The organism is Paenibacillus sp. J31R98 (assembly GCF_056269245.1).
Genome location: NZ_JBWDNO010000014.1, coordinates 47,320 through 70,214, shown reverse-complemented (window position 1 = coordinate 70,214; position 22,895 = coordinate 47,320). Strand labels below are relative to the sequence as shown.

22 protein-coding genes and 1 rRNA gene are annotated in these 22,895 nt (G+C 52.5%); all 23 read right to left on the bottom strand.

Annotation, left to right across the window (positions count from 1 at the left end; genetic code table 11):
* Positions 1-63 (bottom strand): 16S ribosomal RNA (locus AC0YNX_RS30325); the annotation flags it as partial.
* Positions 64-337: 274 nt separating this feature from the next.
* Positions 338-1,843, bottom strand: coding sequence for a lysine--tRNA ligase (lysS, locus tag AC0YNX_RS30320; RefSeq protein WP_475819407.1), 1,506 nt, complete (start codon positions 1,841-1,843; stop codon positions 338-340).
* Positions 1,844-2,024: 181 nt separating this feature from the next.
* Positions 2,025-2,501 carry a transcription elongation factor GreA gene (gene greA, locus AC0YNX_RS30315; RefSeq protein ID WP_475819406.1) on the bottom strand — a complete coding sequence of 159 codons (477 nt, stop codon included), beginning with the start codon at positions 2,499-2,501 and terminating at the stop codon, positions 2,025-2,027.
* Positions 2,502-2,761: 260 nt separating this feature from the next.
* Complete coding sequence (gene dusB / locus AC0YNX_RS30310; protein WP_475819405.1) at positions 2,762-3,796, bottom strand: tRNA dihydrouridine synthase DusB; 1,035 nt, start codon at positions 3,794-3,796, stop codon at positions 2,762-2,764.
* A 35-nt stretch (positions 3,797-3,831) separates the two neighbouring features.
* A complete protein-coding gene (locus tag AC0YNX_RS30305; protein WP_475819404.1) occupies positions 3,832-4,050 on the bottom strand; it encodes a helix-turn-helix domain-containing protein in 219 nt (72 codons plus the stop codon).
* A complete protein-coding gene (gene folK, locus AC0YNX_RS30300) occupies positions 4,002-4,574 on the bottom strand; it encodes a 2-amino-4-hydroxy-6-hydroxymethyldihydropteridine diphosphokinase (protein WP_475819403.1) in 573 nt (190 codons plus the stop codon). Before folK ends, AC0YNX_RS30305 begins: the two co-directional genes overlap by 49 nt.
* On the bottom strand, positions 4,546-4,938 hold the full coding sequence (gene folB, locus AC0YNX_RS30295; RefSeq protein WP_475819402.1) for a dihydroneopterin aldolase: 393 nt from the start codon (positions 4,936-4,938) through the stop codon (positions 4,546-4,548). The genes folK and folB overlap by 29 nt, the downstream gene beginning before the upstream one ends.
* A 36-nt stretch (positions 4,939-4,974) precedes the next feature.
* Positions 4,975-5,859, bottom strand: coding sequence for a dihydropteroate synthase (folP, locus tag AC0YNX_RS30290; RefSeq protein ID WP_475819401.1), 885 nt, complete (start codon positions 5,857-5,859; stop codon positions 4,975-4,977).
* Positions 5,856-6,746, bottom strand: coding sequence for an aminodeoxychorismate lyase (gene pabC, locus AC0YNX_RS30285; protein ID WP_475819400.1), 891 nt, complete (start codon positions 6,744-6,746; stop codon positions 5,856-5,858). The genes folP and pabC overlap by 4 nt, the downstream gene beginning before the upstream one ends.
* A complete protein-coding gene (pabA, locus tag AC0YNX_RS30280) occupies positions 6,743-7,324 on the bottom strand; it encodes an aminodeoxychorismate/anthranilate synthase component II (protein WP_475819399.1) in 582 nt (193 codons plus the stop codon). Before pabA ends, pabC begins: the two co-directional genes overlap by 4 nt.
* Positions 7,325-7,360: 36 nt before the next feature.
* The gene (locus tag AC0YNX_RS30275) at positions 7,361-8,938 is read right to left on the bottom strand and encodes an anthranilate synthase component I family protein (protein ID WP_475819398.1); all 1,578 of its coding nucleotides are present in this window, start codon (positions 8,936-8,938) and stop codon (positions 7,361-7,363) included.
* 230 nt (positions 8,939-9,168) lie between these two features.
* Entirely contained in the window at positions 9,169-10,107 is a 939-nt protein-coding gene (cysK, locus tag AC0YNX_RS30270) for a cysteine synthase A (protein ID WP_475819397.1), read from the bottom strand.
* 122 nt (positions 10,108-10,229) lie between these two features.
* On the bottom strand, positions 10,230-11,192 hold the full coding sequence (locus tag AC0YNX_RS30265; protein WP_475819396.1) for a peptidylprolyl isomerase: 963 nt from the start codon (positions 11,190-11,192) through the stop codon (positions 10,230-10,232).
* Between the two features lie 20 nt (positions 11,193-11,212).
* Positions 11,213-12,112, bottom strand: a complete 900-nt coding sequence (hslO, locus tag AC0YNX_RS30260) for an Hsp33 family molecular chaperone HslO (protein ID WP_475819395.1) — start codon at positions 12,110-12,112, stop codon at positions 11,213-11,215.
* 55 nt (positions 12,113-12,167) lie between these two features.
* On the bottom strand, positions 12,168-12,935 hold the full coding sequence (locus tag AC0YNX_RS30255; protein WP_475819394.1) for a type III pantothenate kinase: 768 nt from the start codon (positions 12,933-12,935) through the stop codon (positions 12,168-12,170).
* A gap of 3 nt (positions 12,936-12,938) precedes the next feature.
* Positions 12,939-13,829 (bottom strand): carboxylating nicotinate-nucleotide diphosphorylase, encoded by an 891-nt coding sequence (nadC, locus tag AC0YNX_RS30250; RefSeq protein WP_475819393.1) that lies wholly within the window; start codon positions 13,827-13,829, stop codon positions 12,939-12,941.
* Entirely contained in the window at positions 13,822-15,438 is a 1,617-nt protein-coding gene (nadB, locus tag AC0YNX_RS30245; RefSeq protein ID WP_475819392.1) for an L-aspartate oxidase, read from the bottom strand. Before nadB ends, nadC begins: the two co-directional genes overlap by 8 nt.
* Positions 15,439-15,487: 49 nt before the next feature.
* Complete coding sequence (gene nadA / locus AC0YNX_RS30240; RefSeq protein WP_475819391.1) at positions 15,488-16,426, bottom strand: quinolinate synthase NadA; 939 nt, start codon at positions 16,424-16,426, stop codon at positions 15,488-15,490.
* 374 nt (positions 16,427-16,800) lie between these two features.
* Positions 16,801-18,849, bottom strand: a complete 2,049-nt coding sequence (gene ftsH / locus AC0YNX_RS30235; protein WP_475819390.1) for an ATP-dependent zinc metalloprotease FtsH — start codon at positions 18,847-18,849, stop codon at positions 16,801-16,803.
* Positions 18,850-18,952: 103 nt separating this feature from the next.
* Positions 18,953-19,492, bottom strand: a complete 540-nt coding sequence (hpt, locus tag AC0YNX_RS30230; RefSeq protein WP_475819389.1) for a hypoxanthine phosphoribosyltransferase — start codon at positions 19,490-19,492, stop codon at positions 18,953-18,955.
* A gap of 73 nt (positions 19,493-19,565) precedes the next feature.
* A complete protein-coding gene (gene tilS / locus AC0YNX_RS30225; RefSeq protein ID WP_475819388.1) occupies positions 19,566-21,008 on the bottom strand; it encodes a tRNA lysidine(34) synthetase TilS in 1,443 nt (480 codons plus the stop codon).
* Between the two features lie 18 nt (positions 21,009-21,026).
* Entirely contained in the window at positions 21,027-21,971 is a 945-nt protein-coding gene (locus AC0YNX_RS30220) for a protein kinase domain-containing protein (protein ID WP_475819387.1), read from the bottom strand.
* Entirely contained in the window at positions 21,955-22,680 is a 726-nt protein-coding gene (locus AC0YNX_RS30215; protein WP_475819386.1) for a vWA domain-containing protein, read from the bottom strand. Before AC0YNX_RS30215 ends, AC0YNX_RS30220 begins: the two co-directional genes overlap by 17 nt.
* Positions 22,681-22,895: the final 215 nt, after the last annotated feature.

The window sequence follows — 22,895 nt, the reverse complement described above, 5'->3', positions numbered from 1 at the left end:
GACTTGCATGTATTAGGCACGCCGCCAGCGTTCGTCCTGAGCCAGGATCAAACTCTCCATAAAAGTGATCCGAAGATCATTTATGAATTCGCTTGTTAGCTCATTCAAAAAACTAGCTTGTTTTAAGACCTTTTGACAGGTCGCTCATTGTTCAGTTTTCAAGGAACAAAATGTTTCGTTTTTCTCTTGTCTGCCGTGTGTCTCAGTGGCGACTTGAATAATATATCATACCCGCCTAAAGGTTTGCAACCCCTATTTTAAACTTTTTTTCTTCTCTTCGTAAAACATGCAAAAACCGCCGGAAATTAGCTTTTCCGGCGGTCCCTATATTGAAGTATTATTCGCCTGCACGTTCCCGCATAAGCGGGAACAACAGTACATCGCGAATGGATGGCGCATCAGTCAGCAGCATAACCAGGCGGTCGATGCCGATGCCGAGACCGCCAGTAGGCGGCATGCCGTACTCTAGCGCACGGATGAAGTCTTCATCCATATCGTGCGCTTCGTCATTGCCTTGCTCTTTCTCAAGCAGCTGCGCTTCGAAACGTTGGCGCTGATCAATCGGATCGTTAAGCTCCGTGAACGCGTTCGCGTGCTCTCGAGAAACGATAAACAGCTCGAAACGATCTGTGAACCGTGGATCCACATCGCTCTTCTTTGCCAGCGGAGAAATCGCAACCGGGTGACCTGTTACGAAAGTAGGCTGAATGAGCGTGTGCTCGCAGAACTCTTCGAAGAAGGCATTAAGGATGTGACCAAACGTCATGTGCGGTTCAACCTTCACATTATGTGCTTTGGCATGCGCATGCGCTTCCTCATCCGTCATTTGCTGGCTGAAGTCTACACCAGTTGCTTCTTTAACAAGATCGACCATAGACACACGGCGCCATCCTACAGTCAGATCCACCTCTTGGCCTTGATAGTTGATCTTCGTTGTACCAAGCACTTCTTGCGCGATATGTGCAATAAGCGACTCGGTTAGAGCCATAATATCTTTATAGTCCGCATATGCTTCGTACAATTCAATCATTGTGAACTCAGGGTTATGGCGTGTCGAAATGCCCTCGTTACGATAAACGCGGCCGATCTCATACACTTTCTCCATACCGCCGACAATGAGACGCTTCAAGTGAAGCTCAATTGCAATACGCATATACAGCTGCATATCAAGCGCATTATGATGCGTAATAAATGGACGAGCTGCCGCGCCGCCTGCAATAGCATGCAAAGTTGGCGTTTCAACTTCCAAGTAGTCGCGCGCGTCGAGGTAACGACGCATCGACTGGATAATGCGTGAACGTGAAATAAACGTTTGCTGCACTTCCGGATTTACAATTAAATCTACATACCGCTGGCGGTAACGCAATTCTACATCCTTCAGGCCGTGATACTTCTCAGGCAACGGAAGAAGGGATTTCGATAGAACGACGATTTCCTTCGCTTTAATCGACGTCTCGCCCGTGTTCGTCTTGAACACTGTACCGCGAACACCAATGATATCGCCCAAATCAAGCAGCTCAAACGCTAGATACTGTGCTTCTTCAACGGTGTCTTTCCGCGCGTACACTTGGATTTTGCCGCTGAGATCCTGGATATGCGCAAAGCCCGCTTTACCCATGCCCCGCTTCTGCATAATACGACCAGCAACTGTTACTTCAATCGCTTGCTCTTCTAGCTCTTCCTTGCTCACATTCTCATAAGCGTCAACTATAGCTTTGGCATGATGAGTCCTCTCGAATTTGCCGCCGAACGGATCAATGCCGAGTCCGCGTAATTCGTCTAGCTTGTCTCTGCGAATTTGCAGCAACTCGCTAAGTTCTTGATCTTGTGTACCTTGCTCCACTGCTAGTCATCTCCTTGTATCCCTGGAAGCCCCTCAATGAGGAAAAAAGCTTCCGAAGGAAGCTTTCTCAAAATATAAGAAAGTATAAGTTTATCTTTATACTATTGGCTTATATTTCTCCGCGAAACGTCCGCACTTGCCGTTTGGGACGGCGTTGGCCGTTCTCGCTTGAGGCGCCTGGTTATTTTTTAATATCAACGATTTTATATTGAATAATGCCGGCTGGTACGCTCACTTCTACGATTGTTCCTTTGTTCTTGCCGAGAATAGCTTTGCCAACCGGGCTTTCGTTTGAAATTTTGTTATTCATTGGATCAGATTCAGCTGTACCTACGATTGCATACTCCATCGTATCGCCGAATTCCAAATCTTCAACCGTTACGATCGAGCCAATGCTCACCGTTTCGATATTGATCTCATCGTTATTGATGATACGCGCGTTGCGAAGCATCTTCTCCAGAGTAATAATACGTCCTTCGATAAAAGCTTGTTCATTCTTCGCATCTTCGTATTCGGAGTTTTCACTAATATCGCCATAACCGATGGCCACTTTGATCCGCTCAGCAACTTCACGACGTTTGACGGACTTCAAGTTCTCGAGTTCATCCTCCAGCTTCTTCAGCCCATCTTGCGTAAGAATAATTTCTTTATCGCTCATGTTACCATTTCTCCTGTCGTGTGCCATTTTTTCATACCGCGTATGAATTCACTGATATTTAATATATTATGCTGCAGGCCCTTGATGACACCGCACAGGAATCTGATTGATCAGTCATTGCGCCAGGCGGTCGGTTTGTTATTGGAAGATTATATTGCAACTTAACCTATATGTCAACGAAAGGAAAACAGCTAATGTAATCGCTTTCCCTCAGGAAACCCGGGAGGTGCCCGTTATCCGGGCTCCACCGTGCGATGGGATCAGTGATAAACAACTTCATCCGTGGATGCAGAGGCGTCGGCTGTGGCAGGCACTGCGCCAAGCTCTCCAAGCGATTCGACATATTGTCCTAAAATCTGCACTACTTTGTCGCGTGTCGTTTCTTCCATAATGACGTCCTTCACGCGCGTGGCTCCAGGAAGCCCCTTCAGGTACCAAGCCAGATGCTTGCGCATCTCGCGAACAGCCGTGCCTTCGCCCTTCAGCTTCACGAGACGGTCCATGTGCAGAATCGCAACGTCCATCTTCTCGCTCGGCGTCGGATCAAGCAGCAATTCCCCAGTCGTCAAATAGTGAATGGTACGATATAGCATCCACGGGTTGCCTAGTGCGCCGCGGCCAATCATAACACCGTCGACACCGGTATGATCGAGCATTCTGCGCGCATCTTCCGGCGAGAACACATCACCGTTGCCGATGACAGGAATGGATACCGATTGCTTAACATCCCTTATAATGTCCCAATTGGCTACTCCTGTATACAATTGCTCTCTCGTGCGTCCGTGAACACTGACCGCTTTGCCTCCCGCACGCTCAACAGCTTGGGCATTCTCGATTGCATAAATATGATCGCTGTCCCAGCCAATGCGCATCTTTACCGTTACCGGCTTATCAACGTTGTCCACGACAGCAGACACCATCTCATAGATTTTGTTCGGGTCAAGCAGCCAGCGCGCGCCTGCATCGCATTTTGTAACTTTCGGCACAGGGCAACCCATATTGATGTCGATAATGTCGGCATTCGTTTGTTTATCGACAATCTTCGCAGCCTCCACAAGCGATTCGCGGTCACCACCGAAGATTTGCAAGCTCAGCGGCTTCTCCCGATCATCGACATAGAGCATCTCCAGCGTACGTTTGTTGCCGTGCAGAATAGCTTTGTCACTCACCATCTCCGCGCAAACAAGGCCTGTGCCGAACTCTTTGGCGATCAGTCGGAAAGCTGGGTTGCACACACCTGCCATCGGCGCCAGCACGACTTTATTCTTCATCTCGATGTTTCCGATTTTGAGCATGGACGTCCAGACTCCCTTCTGATTGAAAAAATAACTTAGTTCTGATTATTATAATCAGCGGTCAATTCACTATAGCTGATCCCTAGTGTTTCAGAAATCCGCTCGAGCAGCCTCGGATCAGGCTTGCGGGTTCCCCGCTCTAGCGAGCCAAGCACCGCTACCGATACGTTCAGCTTCGCAGCCAGCTCCTGCTGGGTATAGCCTTTCAGCTTCCGGAATGCGCGGACGCGCCCTGCCAGTTGGTCGTATTCCATAGCGCAATCCCTTCCCCTCTGTCCAATAACGCTTGTTGTGCGATAGCACGTACTTCTTCTTGCAAAACATGCCCTTCCAGCATGACATCATGCAAGGGAACAAGCACGAATGAACGCTCCATCATCCGTGGATGCGGTAGCGTCAATTCTTCATCCTCGAGCGAAACGCCTTCGTACAGCAGCATATCGAGGTCAATCGTTCGCGGGCCCCAGCGGATATCCCGTGTCCGTCCAAGTACTTTCTCCATCTCCAGCATGACATGCAGCAGCTGAAGCGGTTCAAGCGACGTGCGCAGAGCGGCCGCCATATTGAGAAAAGCCGGCTGGTCTGTATAGCCGACAGGATCTGTTTCATAAATAGCGGATACTCGCGCTACTTCAATAGCCGGATGCTGATCAAGCAGCTGCAGCGCATCCTGCAGCTGCTTCTCGCGGTCCCCTACATTAGAGCCGAGTGCAATATAAGCTTCTGCCCATTCCGGGCGAAGCTGGTCGTTAGAGCCTTGCGGGCCGCGTCTCTCCATGTTCATCCCGCTTTCTGCAAAGTTCCACCGTTACCCCGTCAAAATGAATTTCGAACGGCGGATGCGGCTTCGTCACGGACACCGTCACTTCATTTACACTAGTATAAGCGTCTAGCACACCTGATGCAATCTTGCCAGCCAACGCCTCAATTAATTTAAATGGCGGACCTTCGACAATTGTCTTCACCAGCGCGTGAATGTCGGCGTAGTTAATGGTAGAGTCAAGCTCATCTGTCTCCGCTGCCTTGGACAAGTCCATCTGCAGTGACAAGTCGACATAAAACTGCTGTCCAAGGCGGTTCTCCTCTGGAAATACGCCATGGTAGCCGAAAAAACGCATGCCTTTGAGCGTCATTTTATCCATCTTCGTGAATTCCTCCTTATCTCCGGTAAGCATCGCTTAGATGCGAGTGCGATACACAATCGCGTCGCTCATCAATGCTGTTCGCTTATTGTCACGCACATCGTGAACGCGAACAATCTGGCAACCTTGCGCGATGCCAAGCGCCGTTGTAGCGGCAGTCCCGTAACCGAGCTCAGCGGTTTCCAGCTGCAGCGTCTCGCGAATGAACTTCTTGCGCGAGGTGCCCAGCAGCACCGGATAGCCTTCCTCAACGAGACGGTCGAGCTGCCCCATGAGCGCGATGTTATCGTCATATGTTTTGGCAAAGCCGATGCCAGGATCAAGCCAGATCGCTTCATCCGCCACGCCGGCTTGCTTCGCGATAGCAATACTTTCACGAAGATCGCCGATAACGTCGGTGACGAGATCCTTATAATTGCGCTCATGCCGATTATGACTAATGATGACAGGACACTTGAATGTTGCTGCAACCTCTGCCATCTTCGGATCTCCCTTGAGTCCCCAAATATCGTTAATAATATGGGCTCCCGCTTCGAGTGCTTGGCGCGCAGTCTCTGCCTTGTATGTATCGATCGAGATCGTCATCTCCGGCAGCGCCTCGCGAATGGCCCGAATGACCGGAACGACCCGTTTCAGCTCTTCTTCGAGCGGAACAGGCGCAAAGCCAGGCCGTGTCGACTCCCCGCCAATATCAATAATATCGACGCCCTCCGCAGCCATCTCGCGCGCATGGCGGACCGCCGCTTCCACTTCATTGTAACGGCCGCCGTCGGAGAAAGAATCAGGCGTTGTATTAAGAATCCCCATGATGAGCGTACGCGAGCCTAGCTCGAGCTTCACGCCATTCGGGAATGTGTAGGACCTCTGGAAAGGCCACTGGCTCTTCGTATTCGTATGTACATCGTGTAATGAGTTGATCATCGCCGTGTATCCTCCCGGTAAGCAGCCAGCAGCTCAGTCGTGAGCGGCCCTGCTTGTCCATTGCCTATCGCTTTGCACTCGCCTGCTTGATCTCGTAAGCCGGTGACCGGAACGAGCTCCTGTATAGAGTTCGTGATGAATACTTCATCCGCTTCTATCAGCTCCGCCCACGTGTAGAAGCCTTCTTCCACCTCCAATTTAGCCGCGATGCCGGCGCTTCGACTCCGTGCCAGCTCCAGCACACGTCCACGCGTCACGCCAGGCAGGATGCCCGTATCAATTGAAGGGGTATAAAGCCGGTCACCGCGAACAAAGAACAAATTGCTGACAATGCCTTCAGCCAAATGTCCTTCCTTCGTCAGCATAAATCCTTCTGCGCCTGCAGTTGCTCCACTAGCAGCCAATTCTCGCTTTGCAATAATATTATTCATATAATGCAGCGATTTCAGTCGTATTTCACCTTCAGGCGTGTTCCTCACTGTGCTGAGCAGCGTCAGCTCGCGACCATTTTGGTAAAGGGATGGGTTCGGCGCAGGGAGCGATTTGACCATGAGCAGCGTATTCGGCTTCTCGTAGTCGCCCGTTGGAAGGCCGAGAATATCCTCGCCAGCCGTAACCGTGAGACGAACATAAGCATCTGTTAGGCCGTTCGACTCCATTAGCTGACGAAGCCATAACGTCAGTTGGTCGGAATTGATCTCACTGCGGATGCCTAGTGATGCACAGCCTTTTGCTAATCGATCCAGATGCCGCTGCAGCAGGTAAGGCTTACCCCCATAGGTGCGGAACGTCTCGAACAATCCCATTCCATACAAAAAACCGTGATCGTAAACCGAGATCACGGCTTCCTCCTGACGAATAATGCTGCCATTCCATCCGATGTTCATCGCACAGCGCCTGCCCGCATGTTCAGGAAATTACGAAGCAGCTTATGTCCGTTCTCTGTGATGATCGATTCCGGGTGGAATTGAACGCCCTCGATCATGTACTCTTTGTGACGCAGGCCCATGATCTCGCCTTCTTCCGTCTCTGCGCTAATTTCGAGGCAGTCGGGAAGGGTTTCTTTCTTCACAATTAACGAGTGATATCTTGTTGCCGTATACGGTGAAGGGATGCCTTCAAAGATCGTACGACCGTCATGGATGATCTGCGAAGTCTTGCCGTGCATCAGCTTCTCCGCGCGCACGACGTCGCCGCCGAAAGCTTGTCCAATCGCTTGATGGCCAAGGCATACGCCAAAGATCGGGATAACGCCCTTGAAGCGCTCGATCAGAGCAAGGCTAATGCCCGCTTCGTTCGGGCTGCAAGGTCCCGGCGAGATCAGAATATGATCCGGGGCAAGCGCAGCAATTCCGTCCAAGCTGATTTCATCGTTACGCTTGACGACAATCTCTTCTCCCAGCTCGCCTAGGTACTGCACCAAGTTGTACGTGAATGAGTCGTAGTTATCGATGACCAATATCATTTGCGTTTCCCCCTTATGGAAAATACATCGGTTCGTTTAGACGCGGCTCTGCTCCGCCCATTGCTCGCTATACTGAATCGCTTTCCACAGTGCCTTCGCTTTACTGAGCGATTCCCTGTACTCGCGCTCCGGCTCGGAATCGATGACAATGCCCGCTCCGGCTTGAATATGCACGACTTCGTCCATCACCAGCATCGTTCTAATAATAATATTAAATTCCATATCCCCATTGTAGTCAATCCATCCGAGCGATCCGGTATATGGGCCGCGTCTTGTCGGCTCAAGCTCCTCAATGATCTCCATCGTGCGGATCTTCGGCGCTCCTGTGATGGTGCCGCCTGGGAACGTCGCTCCAATGACATCGTAAGCATCTTTGCCTTCGGCAATCGTGCCCTCCACTTGGGAGACCAGATGCATGACGTGGCTGTAGTATTCGATGACCATCAGCTCTTCGACGTGAACAGAACCGAACTTGGAGATTCGGCCAAGATCGTTGCGTTCCAGATCGACGAGCATAATATGCTCCGCCCGCTCCTTCTCGTTGCTGCGCAGTTCTTCAGCCATCTGAAGATCTTCTTCCTCCGTCCGTCCGCGTCTGCGCGTTCCGGCAATGGGACGCGTCGCGAGCTTGCCGTTCTGCAGCTCAACGAGCAGCTCCGGCGAAGCTGATACGAGTTGAAAATCCGGACAGCTCAGATAGCCCATATACGGCGATGGATTGAAGAGCCGCAGCCACTCATAGAGTTCCTCGGGGCTATTCTTCACTTTGCGGCTTTGGCGCTGCGAGAGGTTCACCTGGAACACATCGCCCGCTGCGATGTAGTTACGAATCCGCTCGACTGCCGCCTTGTACGCCTCCTTGGCAAAAGGAGACTCGATGCCGCTAATCGCTTCAACGTCGATCTGCAGCGTCTGATCCTCCATAAAGTCGACGCGCGACCGTTTAAGCGAATCGGCTTGTGCAGCTTCGGCACCACTGGCGAAGCGCGACCAATGAGCGGATAGCCGCTCCACGCTCTCGCAAGCCGCATCGTAGAGCGCCTGCAGCTGCGCTGCTGTTTCACCCCCTGCAATAGCGGTATGAACGGCAAGATACAACCGATCTTCCTGATGATCCACGATCCAGAGTTCGTCCATTCGCATAAACAGATAATCCGGCAATCCGAGATCGTCGGCTGCCAGCTCCGGCAAACGCTCAATCGAGCGGATAACGTCATAGCTCCAGAAGCCTACGCAGCCGCCCGTCCACTTCGGCGCGTCCGGCACGCGCGGTGCCTTGCGCCCGCCCATCCAGCTACGCACCGCTTCGAGTGGCTTTGCGCTGTATGCCGTCTTCACTCCGTCAGCCAAATTGACCGCTTCAGCTGACAAATCCTTACCGCGAATAACCGAAGCCGGCGTCAGACCGAGGTACGTATACCGTCCATCCTTGCCGCTCTCCAGCACGAAAGCATATGGCGCATCCGAGCCTGCTCCTGCTGCCGACTTCCAAGCAAGCTCCCATGACGCCGGACGGCTTTCGCCTTCGACAAGCGGTCGCTTCGCAATAAGCGGCAGCGAGGTGTAGCCCTGCTCCCGCCAAGTTAACCAATCCTTAAAGGCTGTCCGTTGCACTATTGCAGCCCCTCCACTTCCTAACCGATCCTAAGAGTCTCCAGCGCAGCATCGGCGCGTGATAAACTCCGCCTGCTGCAATATCTGCTCTTTGTTTGGAAGCTAGTATACCGAAATTGCACGAAAAAGGAAAGTGGTGCGTTCGTTCGACAGCAATAAAGAAGGTCTCCCAATCGGCGACCGACCAGGAGACCTTCTTCCATATAAGCAGGCTGCTGAGAGCCTTAGTATTAGTTCTCGAAGTTGAACAGCGGCGTGGACAAGTAACGTTCGCCATTCGAAGGAATGATAGCAACGACACGCTTGCCTTTGCCAAGTTCTTTCGCCACTTTGAGTGCTGCGAAGATGGCTGCGCCGGAAGAAATACCGCAAAGGATACCTTCTTCTTTCGCTGCACGGCGAGCTGTTTCGAACGCTTCCTCGTTCTCAATCGTGATGACTTGATCATAAATCTCACGGTTCAGAATGTCCGGAATGAAGTTCGCACCGATACCTTGGATCTTGTGACCACCTGGGCTGCCGCCAGAGAGAAGCGGAGAAGCAGCTGGCTCAACCGCTACGACCTTGATGCCTGGGAAGTTATTCTTCAATACTTCGCCTGCACCGGAAATCGTACCGCCAGTACCGATACCCGCTACGAATGCATCCAGCTTGCCGTCAAGCGAGTTAATCGCTTCTACGATTTCTGGGCCAGTCGTTTCGCGGTGGATCTTCACATTCGCTTGGTTCTTGAATTGCTGCGGAATGAAGTAAGTTGGATTCTGAGCTGCCAACTCTTCTGCACGGCGAACTGCACCGTTCATGCCTTCTGCTCCTGGTGTAAGCACCAGCTCAGCGCCATAAGCACGAAGCAGGTTGCGACGCTCAACGCTCATTGTTTCTGGCATGACGAGAATCGCTTTATATCCTTTAGCAGCAGCAACCATGGCAAGACCGATACCTGTGTTACCGCTAGTTGGTTCAACGATTGTATCGCCTGGCTTCAGAAGACCCTCTTGTTCAGCAACTTCAATCATGCTGATTGCGATACGGTCCTTAACGCTTGCACCTGGATTCTGATACTCCAGTTTCACGTAAATTTCTGCGCTGTCCTCCGGTACCAAACGGTTCAAACGAACAAGCGGTGTATCCCCAATAAGCTCAGTCACGCTTTGTACAATTCTAGCCATGAAATGTGCTCCTCCTTATTCCGACTAATTCAGTTGGTATTACCTACATCTTACCAATCAAACAGAGTGGTTGTCAATAGCCTGGTTGATTCAAAAGTCCTTATCGAATCAATAAGAAATGATTATGGCTGCACGATGGTAGCATCATACTTCTGAAGAAGTTGATCTTCGAACGGTAGAAGCCCATTCAGCTTCGTCAAGGCAATGTCCTTCCGCGCTTGTTCCCGCTGTCGACTGGCGCTCATTTCCTCATCCGTCTTCTTCTCCTGCAGCTGGATGATCGCTTGACCACTCTCGACTGCAATTGGACCGGTCACTTCACCGACACCTAGCTGCGAAGCCGCTTCAACTATCGCGTGATCGGCGAACGGATCATCCGCGTCAATAAATCCAAGATCCCCGCCGCTCTCCGCCGTATCCGTATCTGTCGAGTACGTACTTGCCATCAATGCAAAATCTTCGCCATCCGCAAGCTTGTCCAAAATATCGTTCGCCGTCTTCGTGTCCGGGACTACGATCCAAGCCAAATGGTATTGCGTCCGTGCAGCAAATTGAGCCTTATTATCCGTTATGTAAGCATCAATCTCCGCCTCGGTAACATCTACCGAACGGACTGCCACTTTCTCAAGCAGCAGCCGGTACATCGTATCTTCCCGAACGCCTTCCCGCGTTAGACCAAGCTGCTCCTTCATCGCATCGTAATAATGCTCTTCATCCTCATAGCCTTCTATACTTGCCGCAAGCTCATCGTCGATTTCCTGATCTGTCACTTGCAGCCCATAGGCATTCGCTTCGAGCTTGGTAGCCGCGCGAACCATGAGTGTCCGCAGCAGCTGATCGCCATACTGCTTACGCAGCTGCTCATTGAGCTGCTTCACCGTAATCTGCTCGCTGCCGACTTTCGCCGCAATCGGCTCTTCTGCCGTAGAAGGCGTGCTCCCTTGCTGCTGAAGGCCGTCAACCTCTGTCTGCGGTGTTGTCTTGGGAGGGAGCAATACCCGGAACACGACGACAATCGCCATAATAATCATACATACAGCCTGAAGCAGCACGATGCTCCTCAGTACCCGGTCCTTCTTCAGCATTTTCGCTTAACGCCTTTCAATTATTGAATCGGTTTCGGCTTGGCCTGATCAAGCAGCATTTCCATCTGCGAACGATCAAACGTATATGTCTCATTGCAGAAATGGCATACCACTTCAGCTTGGCCATCCTCTTCGATCAGCCGTTTAATTTCATGCTCACCCAAGCTGATTAACGTCCGCTCCACGCGTTCCTGGGAGCAAAGGCATTCAAAAGCAATGTTCAGCTCATCCAGCAGCTGCATATCATCGCCTACGACATTGCGAAGCAAGCCTTCCGGCGTCTCGCCTTGGCTAAGAAGCGACGAAATCGGCGGCAATGCGGAGATTGCCTGCTCCAGCTTCGACAGATCCTCATCAGAAATGCCTGGCAGCACTTGTACAATGAAACCCCCAGCACTAATGACTGTGCCATACTCGTCAACGAGAACGCTGAGGCCGACAACCGAAGGCGTCTGTTCTGATTTGGCAAAATAGTACGTGAAATCTTCCGCCAGCTCGCCTGATACAATCGGAATACTGCCACGGTACGGCTCTTTAAGACCCAAGTCCTTGATGATGTGAATGTAGCCTTCGCGGCCGACCGCGCCTGCAACATCAAGCTTGCCGAACTCGTTAGCCGGCAGCTGCACCTGCGGATTATCGACATACCCTCTTACATGGCCCTCGGCATTCGCATCCACAACGATTGAACCAACAGGCCCGTCGCCTTTGACTTGAATCGTCAACTTCTCCTTGCCTTTGAGCATTGCGCCCATCATAGCGCCAGCCGTAGCTGTACGGCCAAGTGCCGCTGTCGTCGTCGGCAATGTATTGTGCCGCCCACGCAATTCTTCAACCAGCGCGGTTGTTCTTACTGCAAAAACACGCAGCTGCCCATTCCAAGCAGTGCCGCGTACTAAATAATCATGTGTTCCTGACATCTAATGTTCCTCCTAAAACGTAAAGCCGGCCACTGATTGGCCAGCTTATCCATTGCTATTCTTGATTGCGTTCGTAAATGATACGTAGGCCTTCCAGCGTCAATAGCGGATCAACTTCCTCAATTGTCTCCGACTCGGCTGCAATCATGTCTGCCAAGCCTCCTGTTGCGATAACGCGAGGTTTAACATTGAACTCTTTGCGAATACGTCCAACAATGCCATCTACTTGACCGGCATAGCCAAAAATAATGCCCGCCTGCATGGATGTTACCGGATTGCGTCCGATGACGCTCTTCGGCTTCACAAGCTCAATTCGTGGCAGCTTCGCCGCGCGCTGATAGAGCGCTTCGGTGGAAATGCCGATACCCGGTACAATCGCGCCGCCGAGGTAATCTCCGTTGACATCGATATAATCGAATGTCGTCGCTGTACCGAAATCGACGATAATAAGAGGCGCGCCATATTTCTCAATGCCCGCGATGGAGTTGACGATACGGTCCGCTCCTACTTCGCGAGGATTCTCATAACGAATGTTAAGGCCTGTCTTAATGCCAGGTCCCACGATAAGCGGTGATTTGCGCATATATTTCTGGCATAGCTGCTCCAGTGTCCGCATCAGCGGCGGTACAACGGAGGATATGATGACACCATCAATCTGATCCAGCCTCACGCCTGCAATTTGGAAAAGGTTATGAATCATAATGCCGTATTCATCTACGGTAGCCGAACGATTCGTGCTCAGCCGCCAATGATACAGCAGCTTCTTCGACTCATAGATCCCAAGCACAATGTTCGTGTTTCCAACGTCGACAACAACGATCATGGCTTAAGCGCCTCCTTTCTTGCCATTCAAGTCCAGACTAATGTCCAGCGACTGGAACGAGTAAGTTAGGCCGCCTACCGAGATTACGTCAACGCCGCACTCCGCAATGGAACGGATAGTCGTCAAATTCACGCCGCCGGAAGCTTCGACAATGACATGAGGCGAGTGAGCTTTAATCCGCTTCACTGCTTCGCGCATCAAGTCATTCGGCATATTGTCGAGCATAATGATGTCGCTGCCGCATGCGAGCGCTTCTTCCACTTGCTCCAGCGATTCCGTCTCCACCTCGATCTTCATCGTGTGCGGAATCACTTGGCGCGCTGCCTGCACGGCGCCGGTAATGCCGCCTGAGCCTTTAATATGGTTGTCCTTAATCATAACGGCGTCATACAAGCCGAAACGATGGTTATGTCCGCCACCCACACGAACGGCGTACTTCTCCAGCAGCCGATGGCCGGGCGTTGTCTTGCGCGTATCAACAAGGCGCGTAGGCTGCCCTTCAATCGCGCTCACGAAAGCCCGTGTCTTCGTGGCAATGCCAGACAGACGCTGCAGCAGGTTGAGCGCAAGACGCTCGCCCGTCAATATGCTATGCGTGCTGCCTTCAACCTCAGCCAGCACCGTTCCTTTATCTACGGCATCTCCGTCAGCAGCAAGCGGGCGGAATGTAAGCGATGGATCGACGACGTCGAACACGAGGGCTGCAATCGGCATGCCCGCGAGCACGCCCGCCTCTTTCACATGAATAACCGCCTTCGAGCGGCTGCCCGCTGGAATGGTCGCCCAGCTTGTAATGTCGCCTGTTCCGATATCCTCTGCGAGCCACGCTTTAATTTGCGCCCGCAACGTATCCGCGCTTCCGCCGCCTACTGCTGCAAGTGTAGCCTCATACATATTCAATTCGCTCCTCTGTTAAACCATACTCCCGGTGGAGTACCGTATGCTTGCGCCAATGCAGGTCATCCCGCTCTGGAAAATCTTCTCGACTGTGTGCACCGCGGCTCTCTTCGCGAGAAAGCGCCGATTGCGTCGTCAGCAGTGCACAGGTCAGCAAGTTGGCAAATTCATATTCTTCACGCTTCGTAATGACCGAGCTGAAGATCGAACGAAGCCGCTTCAGCTCGTCCAATCCTTTATTCAGCCCGGTAGCATTGCGGCGTAGCCCTACATAGCGCACCATAAGCTTCTGCAGCTTCAGTCGCTTCTCTACAACCGCTTGGATCGGAGCCTCGCTCCTGCCCTGCGATTCCAAGCGCACATGCTCATGGCCTTCCATCGGTGTGAGCGTATTAATTCGCTCCACGATGCGGCGGCCGAATACAATGGCTTCCGATAGCGAGTTGCTCGCGAGTCGGTTTGCACCGTGTACGCCTGTGGATGAACATTCGCCGCACGCGAATAGACGATCGAGATTCGTCTCACCGTTCAGATCGGTCTTCACCCCACCCATCATATAATGCGCCGCAGGCGCGACCGGAATCCAATCCGTTGTCAGATCAAGCCCATAATTGAGGCAGAACTCATATATATTCGGGAAGCGATGCCTCACCATATCCGCCGGCTCATGCGTGACATCCAGATAGACGAAGGTCGACTTCGTCGCTTCGATCTCGCTCAGTATCGCGCGCGCGACCACGTCACGCGGTGCAAGCTCAAGCTGCTCATGGTACTTCTCCATGAACCGCTCACCCTTGATATTGCGCAGTATTGCACCTTCTCCGCGAACCGCCTCCGAGATGAGGAAGCGCGGCGCGCCTGGATAGCACAGTGAGGTCGGGTGGAATTGAATAAACTCAACATCTTGTATGTAAGCACCAGCTCGGTATGCCATGGCAATGCCGTCAGCGGTAGCAATCTCCGGGTTTGTTGTATAACGGTACAACTGTCCAGCGCCACCGGAGCAAAGAATCGTCGCTTTGCCTCGCACGAACAACCGTTGTCCATCTGGCTTCTGCACAAGCGCACCGTAACAAACACCGTTATCCGTAATCAAATCAATGACAAAATGGTCGTCCCACACGGTGATCCGCGGATTCGCGATCGTCTTCTCTGATAGTGCCCGGACGATCTCGAAGCCCGTCGCGTCGCCGTTGGCATGCAGGATACGACGCTGGCTATGCGCCCCTTCCTTCGTCAGCGCGAACTCGCCGTTCTCTTGGTCGAATTGCGTGCCCATCCGAATGAGATCCTGTACACCCTGCGGTCCTTCGTGCACGAGCGCATCCACCGCTTCATGCGAACAAAGACCCGCACCGGCAATCAACGTATCTTGACGGTGATAGGCAGGCGAGTCATCCTCGGAGAACACTGCGGCAATGCCGCCTTGCGCGTAGCGTGTATTGCTGTCCATGAGGGACTTCTTCGTAATCATAAGGACATCATTGTTTTCACTTGCTTTGATCGCTGTAAAAAGACCGGCAATGCCGGCCCCGATCACAATGACGTCTTTATGAATGACTGGCAGCCCTTCCAAATCGGTATCAACTAAATAACGTGGAATCATAATGGCAGCTATCCTCTCTGCGGTTTGTGCGGAAAGAGAGTAGCGCATGCTACTTCACTTGTAACATGCGCTCCAGGGATAAACGGGCTTTGCTTGCGACTTCTTCCGGAACGTAAATTTGCGGTTGCATCGTTTCCAGACATTTAACAAGCTTCTTCAAATTGTTTACTTTCATGTTCGGGCAAACCAAATATTTCGTTGCAAAATGGAAGGTCTTGTTCGGGCTGTCGAGACGCAGCTGATAACCGGTTCCGTCTTCCGTACCGACAATGAATTCCTGACAATCGGATTCTTTGCAATATTTGATAATAGCGGTTGTACTGCCAACGAAATCGCCGAGCGCCACAACTTCTGGACGGCATTCCGGGTGAACGACGAACTGCGCGTTCGGATGCTTCGCTTTCATTTCTTCAACATCTTTGACGGTCAGCATGTCATGCGTGTTGCAATAGCCTTCCCAGAGAATCATCTTCTTGTCGGTCTTCTGTTGCACATAATGACCCAAGTTCTTATCCGGTACCCAGATGATCTCATCGGAATCGACCGAGTTCACGACACGAACAGCGTTCGCCGACGTACAGCAAATATCCGTCTCCGCTTTAACCTCAGCCGACGAGTTGATATACGTAACGACCTTCGCGTTCGGGTGCTGCGCCTTGAGCTTACGCAAGCCGTCAACATTGACCATATCCGCCATCGGACAGCCCGCACGCTCATCCGGAATGATGACCGTCTTGTTCGGTGCCAGAATCTTCGCGCTCTCGCCCATAAAATGAACGCCGCAGAACACGATGACATCTGCGTCCGTCTCCGCTGCCTTCTGAGCAAGCAGGAACGAGTCTCCGCGGAAGTCCGCCACTTCTTGAATTTCATCCCGCTGATAATAATGCGCGAGTATAATTGCGTTACGCTCTTTCTTCAGTTGCATCAAACGTTCCCGCAGTTCGCGGTTTTGCTCCGCTTTCCGCTCGAGAGCCAATGCTTCCATGGTTCATTTCCCCTCTTTTCACTAACTTTGTGAACAGATGCACAAACTTGGTTGTTCGTTCACCTTATTTATCGAGAATAACAGTAACCTTGCATGGCGTTCTTCTGTAGCATACCCATGCATTCTGCCGCTTGATTCGCGCTTACTTTATTAGTAATTAACATTTAATTTACACAAGGTATGGTATGCTGTCAACCAACTGTAAACGGCTTCTCGGCTGTCTCTAGCTGCAAAAGTCACCGTTTCTTAATGAATTGGAGGCCAAGGCTGACGATACCTTGCCTTTTCGTGAATTTTCGCACAAACATCGGTTTTCGATAAAAAAGGCTGCCCGCGCAGCAGTTTACCTGCAGCGGACAGCCTTTAAGGCGTTATTAAGCTTGTGGTGGTGTTCCCGTTCCGGATCCTGTTCCCGATCCATCATCGTCATTGCTTCCGTTATCCGAATCAAGCGGCGGTGGTGTAATCTCGCCAGCTTCCTTCGAACCGATGCGTACCTTCACGCCGCCGATTGTATCGATAATCGGTTCAGCCTTCGGCTCTGCCATCACAGCGGATGAAGTGCTCTCACCCTCGCCGCCTTCTGCAGTACCGCCCTCAATGAGGCGTTTGATCTGCTCAAGCTCGAGTGTTTCTTCCGTGAGAAGCGTCTGTGCAATAAGATGCATTTCTTTGCTCTTCTCCGTCAGAACCTGCTTCGCACGTGCATAGCAGGATTGGATAATGCTCTGCATCTCTTGATCAATCTCGTAAGCGATCGAATCGGAATAATTCTGCTCATGTCCGATATCGCGGCCGAGGAACACTTGACCTTGCGAGCTGCTTCCGAACTGCATCGGTCCAAGCTTGTCGCTCATACCGTATTCCATAATCATGGCACGAACGATGCTTGTTGCTTGTTTGAAGTCGCTATATGCACCCGTACCGATCTCGCCGATGAAAATTTCCTCGGCTACACGGCCAGCAAGGAGACCCGTTACTTTATCGAGCAACTCTTGCTTCGTCGTCAGCATACGGTCGCCATCCTTAGGAAGCATGATGACGTATCCGCCTGCGCGTCCGCGTGGGATAATCGTTACTTTGTGTACTTGGTCGGCGTGCTCCAGGAAGTAACCCGCAATCGTGTGGCCTGCTTCGTGGTAAGCAACGATACGCTTCTCACGGTCGCTGATCACGCGGCTGCGCTTCTCTGTACCAACGATTACGCGGTCGATCGCTTCGTCAACCTCGACCATCGCAATGTCTTTCTTGTTGCGACGAGCGGCAAGAAGCGCTGCTTCGTTCAGCAAGTTCTCGAGATCCGCTCCTGTGAAGCCTGTCGTACGCTTCGCAATGACATCAAGCTTAACGTCTTTGGCAAGCGGCTTGTTGCGTGAGTGTACTTTCAGTACCGCTTCGCGGCCTCTCACGTCTGGACGGTCAACCGTAATTTGACGGTCGAAACGGCCTGGACGGAGCAAAGCAGGGTCAAGAATATCAGGGCGGTTCGTAGCAGCAACGATGATGATACCTTCGTTCGCGCCGAAGCCGTCCATTTCAACGAGGAGCTGGTTGAGCGTTTGTTCCCGCTCATCGTGCCCGCCGCCTAGACCGGCGCCGCGCTGACGACCAACTGCGTCGATCTCATCGATAAAGATAATACAAGGCGCGTTCTTCTTCGCATTCTCGAACAAGTCACGAACACGGGAAGCACCGACACCGACGAACATCTCAACGAAGTCCGAACCGGAAATGCTGAAGAACGGAACGCCTGCTTCGCCTGCAACAGCACGCGCAAGCAAGGTTTTACCGGTACCTGGAGGTCCGTTAAGCAGTACGCCTTTCGGAATACGAGCGCCAACAGCCGCGAATTTGCGTGGATCCTTCAAGAACTCAACAACCTCAACGAGCTCTTGCTTCTCTTCGTCTGCACCCGCAACATCCTCGAATGTTACGCGTTTCTTCTCTTCATTATAGAGACGGGCACGGCTCTTGCCGAAGTTCATCACTTTGCCGCCGCCGCCCTGCGCCTGATTGATCAGGAAGAAGAACAGAATGAAGATAATGACAAACGGGATAATGGATGTCAAGAAGGTCAGCCAGATGCTTTGGCCTTCCATCGGCTTAACTTCCATCTTAAAGCCATTCTTCGTCTGTGCGTCAGTTATTTCCTTGACGACATATTCCTCAACGCTCGTATGTGTGTAGAATTGGGCTGAATCCGCCTTTTCCGGTTTGGTCTTGTATTCACCGGTAATTAGATAGGAGTAATTATCAAATTGCAGCTCCAGCTGCTGGATGTTGTCACTCGCCAGCTCTTTTCTAAATTGATCGTAACTGATTTCTGTGGTGGAGTCATTTTGGCTGCTAATAAATTGGAAGATCCCGACGGTCACCAAAAAAATAATTAAATAAAAGCCAGTATTACGGATGATCCGATTCATCCCCTACCTCCTCTCAAGACGCGAAAAAATAAGATGACCCCGCACGAGAGGCCCCCCACTTTAAGCGGGAGCCCGTCGTACACGGCGAGCCTGCTTGCTTGCGTTACTTCTCGTAAACCTCGGGCTTCAGAATGCCGATAATCGGCAAGTTGCGGTATCTCTCCGCATAATCCAGCCCGTAGCCGACGACGAATGCGTCTGGCAGTACAAACCCTTTATAGTCCGCTTCCAATTCCACTTTGCGGCCGGACGGCTTATCAAACAGCGTCACGAGCGTAATGGACTTGGAATTGCGGCGCTCCAGCACATCAATGAGATAGCTGAGTGTAAGTCCACTGTCGATAATGTCTTCGACAATGATCACATCTCTGCCCTGCACGGATGTGTCAAGGTCCTTAATGATCTTCACTACACCGCTTGTTTTGGTCGATGCGCCATAGCTCGACACCGCCATAAAGTCCATTTCCAGCGGGATCGTAATAGTCTTGACCAGATCAGCCATAAAAATAAATGCGCCTTTAAGCACGCAGATTACGAGCGGGTTGCGACCTTCAAACTCACGGCTGAGCGTCTCGCCAAGCTCTTGAACCTTCTGCTGAATTTGGTTTGCGTCGTAAAGCACTTCTTGAATGTCGTTCAGCAACTAAGGGACCTCCTAAATGTATCTTGCCTATACTATGAATGGATTGCAGCATCTTATTCAAGGCGCTATACGCTTACGGCAATGCCGACAATGTCCGCAGCGTCATGCGAATGACGCGGCTTGTTGAAGCTTGCACCTGCGCATGTCTTGATCTTCGAATGCCCGGTATCCAAAGCACGAAGCCATTGGCGTCGACAACGAGCGGCAGCACGTCACGTCGTGACGGAGCGATGCGTTCATCAACGAACATATCTTGTACCTTTTTGGTACCATTTAAACCAAGCACTTGCATTCGGTCACCCGGGATGCGATTTCGTACCGTGAGCGGGTATTGAAGAGCCTCGGCATCGAATACTGCTTCCAGCCGATTGCCTGGCATTGAAGCCTCTGATGCAGCCATCTCTTCAAGGGCAAGCTCGTACTCTGATTCAGGCAGAGGAAGTACGGCTGTGCCTTCCGGGACAACATATGCGTATCCGCCTGGCCGGGATGTCATCCCTGACTGATCTTGGCGGATAAAGACGAGATTGTCATACTCACGCAGAAACTTTGCACCGCTGCCAACATCGAAGCTCCACGTCGATGCTGCGCCATCTGCGGCCGCAAGCCTGATCGTCTCTACGCTTTCGAATGAAGTGGGTTCCGTTTCCAAGCCAATATAACTCAATATTAGTTTAATCAATCTCCTTTGTAAAGCGACATGCAAGCCAAGCAGCGCTTTGCGGTTTAATTGGCATCCATCGCGCCGCTTCGTCGTATAGCGCTCAAATACCGCCCTTGTTTCTTGCTCCAGCCAATCATCCTCGGCCGCTGCAAGCTCCGACAGCCGAACGAGCGACTGGGCGATCTGGGGGTTAAACGACGCCAAATACGGCAGTACCTCTAAACGGACGACGTTGCGAGTATAGTACTTCTGTCCGTTGCTGCTATCGTGGCTGTAAGGCACCGCCCACTGTTCACAGTAGCGCAGGATGTCTGCCTTGTATGTACGCAAAAGAGGGCGAATAAGTTCCACGTTTTTTTCGGATCGTTTCATTGCCATGCCGGCAAGGCCTCCAGGGCCCGTTCCGCGCAGCATGCGCATGAGCACCGTCTCCGCCTGGTCGTCGGCGTGATGGGCAAGCGCAATGCGCGCTGCCCCGTAATCGGCGGCCACTTGATGCAGGAACGCATAGCGCTTCTCCCGCGCCGCCGCCTGTGCGTTCATTCGTGTTTCTTCTATATAAGCAGGCAAATCCAGCAGCACCGTCTCGCAAGCAATGCCAAGCGTTGCCGCATACTGGCGGACGGACTCGGCTTCCCGCGCCGACTCCTCTCCACGGAAGCCGTGGTCGACATGCGCGGCCACCAAGGTGAGGCGCTCTTGTTCTGCGAGCCGGTAAAGCATATGGAGCAGCGCCATCGAATCCGGTCCCCCGGATACGGCGGCAACGACCGTATCGCCTGGTCGCCACAGCTGCTCCTGCCGGGCTAACGCTAGCAGACTGCTCAGCCAATCGTCCACGCTTAACCTCATCCTCTCTCTTCTCTCCCTTTATGAGCCTGTTCGCAGCAGCAAATAAATCGTCGTCGCCAGCACCGCGGCGGATACAGCGAACAAGCCCTTCAGCCAGCGCGGCGCAGGCGTCGACGCCTTGGACGGCGCGCCAGACCGATGCATCCAATGCTGCCAAGCGGCAGCTGCCTCGCGGGCGCTCGCGAACTCGCCATAGAGCGCCTTGCGCAGCCACCCGCTAAGCGGCTTCAGCGCACTGCTCGTCGCAGCGAGCTTCGCCAGCTCATCCGGCGTCCGCGTCTGCGGCAGCAGCCCGGACGACAGCTGCGCCAAGCGACGCCCCTCCTGCAGCTGCAGACAGAGGACGGCGAAGGAGAATAGGTCGTATTGCGCATCAGAAATGCGCGATCCAGCATTCCAGTAGCCACGGTCGTAAATCTCCGTAAACTGCCGCACTCCTTTGCCAAATGCCGTCGCGCCGCCATAATCGACAAGCTCCGGACGGCCATAATCGGCGACCAGTATGTTCTCGATCTTCAAGTCGCCGAACGACCAGCCCGCTTCATGCAGCTCCGCCAGCTTGCCGAGCAGATTATAGAGCACAACGGGAAACCACTCCTTGCCCTGCGACTGCAGGTAGTCCGAAAGTGTCTTCCCTTTAATATAACGCATGACATAGAAAGGATATTCCTTTCCGTCTGCAGCGCGGTAATCATCGACATCGACAAGGAACAAGCCTTGTCCCGCTCCAGCGCCTCGCTTCTGCTTCTGTTTATAGATGGACTGAAGCACATTGACCTCAGACTGCAAGTCGACTGCGTCAGACCCGAGCTTCAGCGCATAGTAATACTTCGCGCGCTCCACCAAGAACACTTTGCCATTGGCACCTTCGCCAAGCGGTCTTTCGACGCGGTAGCTGCCTTGCTTCCACTTCCCGCTAATGATCGAACCGCGAGGCAGGCTCCATTCAAACGACGTAGTCACTCATCATCCCGTCCGTTCCATCATTCTTCCTATTACCATAATCGGCTTTTTGGTAAAAATCAATGACATGCAGCAGCGCCGGACCGGTTGGCGTCGTTCCGCGCATCTGCAACCGAGGGAAGATCGAGTGGATACCGCTAATATTGCCCGTCCAATCGAGGTCCATCTGACAGTCCTCGCCATACGCCGAGCCTGGAAAATGGAACACAGCCAGCTCGCTGCTACCCTGCCGCGATTGCAGACTGAGCGCAAGGTCGCGAATCGCTTCCTCGACTGCTGCAAGCTTCGGCTTCATGCTGGCGCTCGCATCAATGAGCAGCGCCACTCGCAGCTTGCTCGTCTCGGTTAAGTCGTCGATGACGCGCACCACCTCGCCGCGCTTCTCCGGCGGCAGCTCCTCAATCGACGAGTGCCCGAGCACCTGCTTCAGCTCTCTGGAAACCGCATGCTGAATCGTCTGCACGACTGTCTTGCGCGTCATCATCTGCACGGTTTGCGACAATTGGCGCGTATGCGACAATCGGCTTAAACCGCCGCCTGCACGAGCAATCTCCTCGATCTCCGATGAGCCGAACTCACCAAGATCACCATGATCAATTACCCCGACAACGTTAACTGTAATCCCGACAGCATGCGCCTGCGCCGCGGCCACGACCGGACTTACTCCGACGTTGGAGCAGCCGTCCGTTATCAATAGAATTTGTCTCATCGTCATTCCTCCAAAAACTTGGAATCTACTGCTAGTACTAGCTCTATCAGCATTGCCATTTTTGAGAGGCGATAACCCTGAAATAAACGCAAAAAAGCCTGCCGCGCGCGCCGGGCAGGCCTATCACATGCTATCTATTATTGGTCATTCACAAGGGAGGGTCTTCGCTTAAACTGCTGGGAGCGCCTTATTCGCTTGCGAGCCTTACGGCGGGA

Bases quoted from the DNA above. Each gene is read 5' to 3' on its own strand.
- greA (WP_475819406.1), bottom strand. From the start codon at position 2,501: ATGAGCGATAAAGAAATTATTCTTACGCAAGATGGGCTGAAGAAGCTG.
- dusB (WP_475819405.1), bottom strand. From the start codon at position 3,796: ATGCTCAAAATCGGAAACATCGAGATGAAGAATAAAGTCGTGCTGGCG.
- AC0YNX_RS30305 (WP_475819404.1), bottom strand. From the start codon at position 4,050: ATGGAATACGACCAACTGGCAGGGCGCGTCCGCGCATTCCGGAAGCTG.
- folK (WP_475819403.1), bottom strand. From the start codon at position 4,574: ATGGAGAGACGCGGCCCGCAAGGCTCTAACGACCAGCTTCGCCCGGAA.
- folB (WP_475819402.1), bottom strand. From the start codon at position 4,938: ATGGATAAAATGACGCTCAAAGGCATGCGTTTTTTCGGCTACCATGGC.
- folP (WP_475819401.1), bottom strand. From the start codon at position 5,859: ATGATCAACTCATTACACGATGTACATACGAATACGAAGAGCCAGTGG.
- pabC (WP_475819400.1), bottom strand. From the start codon at position 6,746: ATGAACATCGGATGGAATGGCAGCATTATTCGTCAGGAGGAAGCCGTG.
- pabA (WP_475819399.1), bottom strand. From the start codon at position 7,324: ATGATATTGGTCATCGATAACTACGACTCATTCACGTACAACTTGGTG.
- cysK (WP_475819397.1), bottom strand. From the start codon at position 10,107: ATGGCTAGAATTGTACAAAGCGTGACTGAGCTTATTGGGGATACACCG.
- AC0YNX_RS30265 (WP_475819396.1), bottom strand. From the start codon at position 11,192: ATGCTGAAGAAGGACCGGGTACTGAGGAGCATCGTGCTGCTTCAGGCT.
- hslO (WP_475819395.1), bottom strand. From the start codon at position 12,112: ATGTCAGGAACACATGATTATTTAGTACGCGGCACTGCTTGGAATGGG.
- AC0YNX_RS30255 (WP_475819394.1), bottom strand. From the start codon at position 12,935: ATGATCGTTGTTGTCGACGTTGGAAACACGAACATTGTGCTTGGGATC.
- nadC (WP_475819393.1), bottom strand. From the start codon at position 13,829: ATGTATGAGGCTACACTTGCAGCAGTAGGCGGCGGAAGCGCGGATACG.
- nadB (WP_475819392.1), bottom strand. From the start codon at position 15,438: ATGATTCCACGTTATTTAGTTGATACCGATTTGGAAGGGCTGCCAGTC.
- nadA (WP_475819391.1), bottom strand. From the start codon at position 16,426: ATGGAAGCATTGGCTCTCGAGCGGAAAGCGGAGCAAAACCGCGAACTG.
- ftsH (WP_475819390.1), bottom strand. From the start codon at position 18,849: ATGAATCGGATCATCCGTAATACTGGCTTTTATTTAATTATTTTTTTG.
- tilS (WP_475819388.1), bottom strand. From the start codon at position 21,008: ATGAGGTTAAGCGTGGACGATTGGCTGAGCAGTCTGCTAGCGTTAGCC.
- AC0YNX_RS30215 (WP_475819386.1), bottom strand. From the start codon at position 22,680: ATGAGACAAATTCTATTGATAACGGACGGCTGCTCCAACGTCGGAGTA.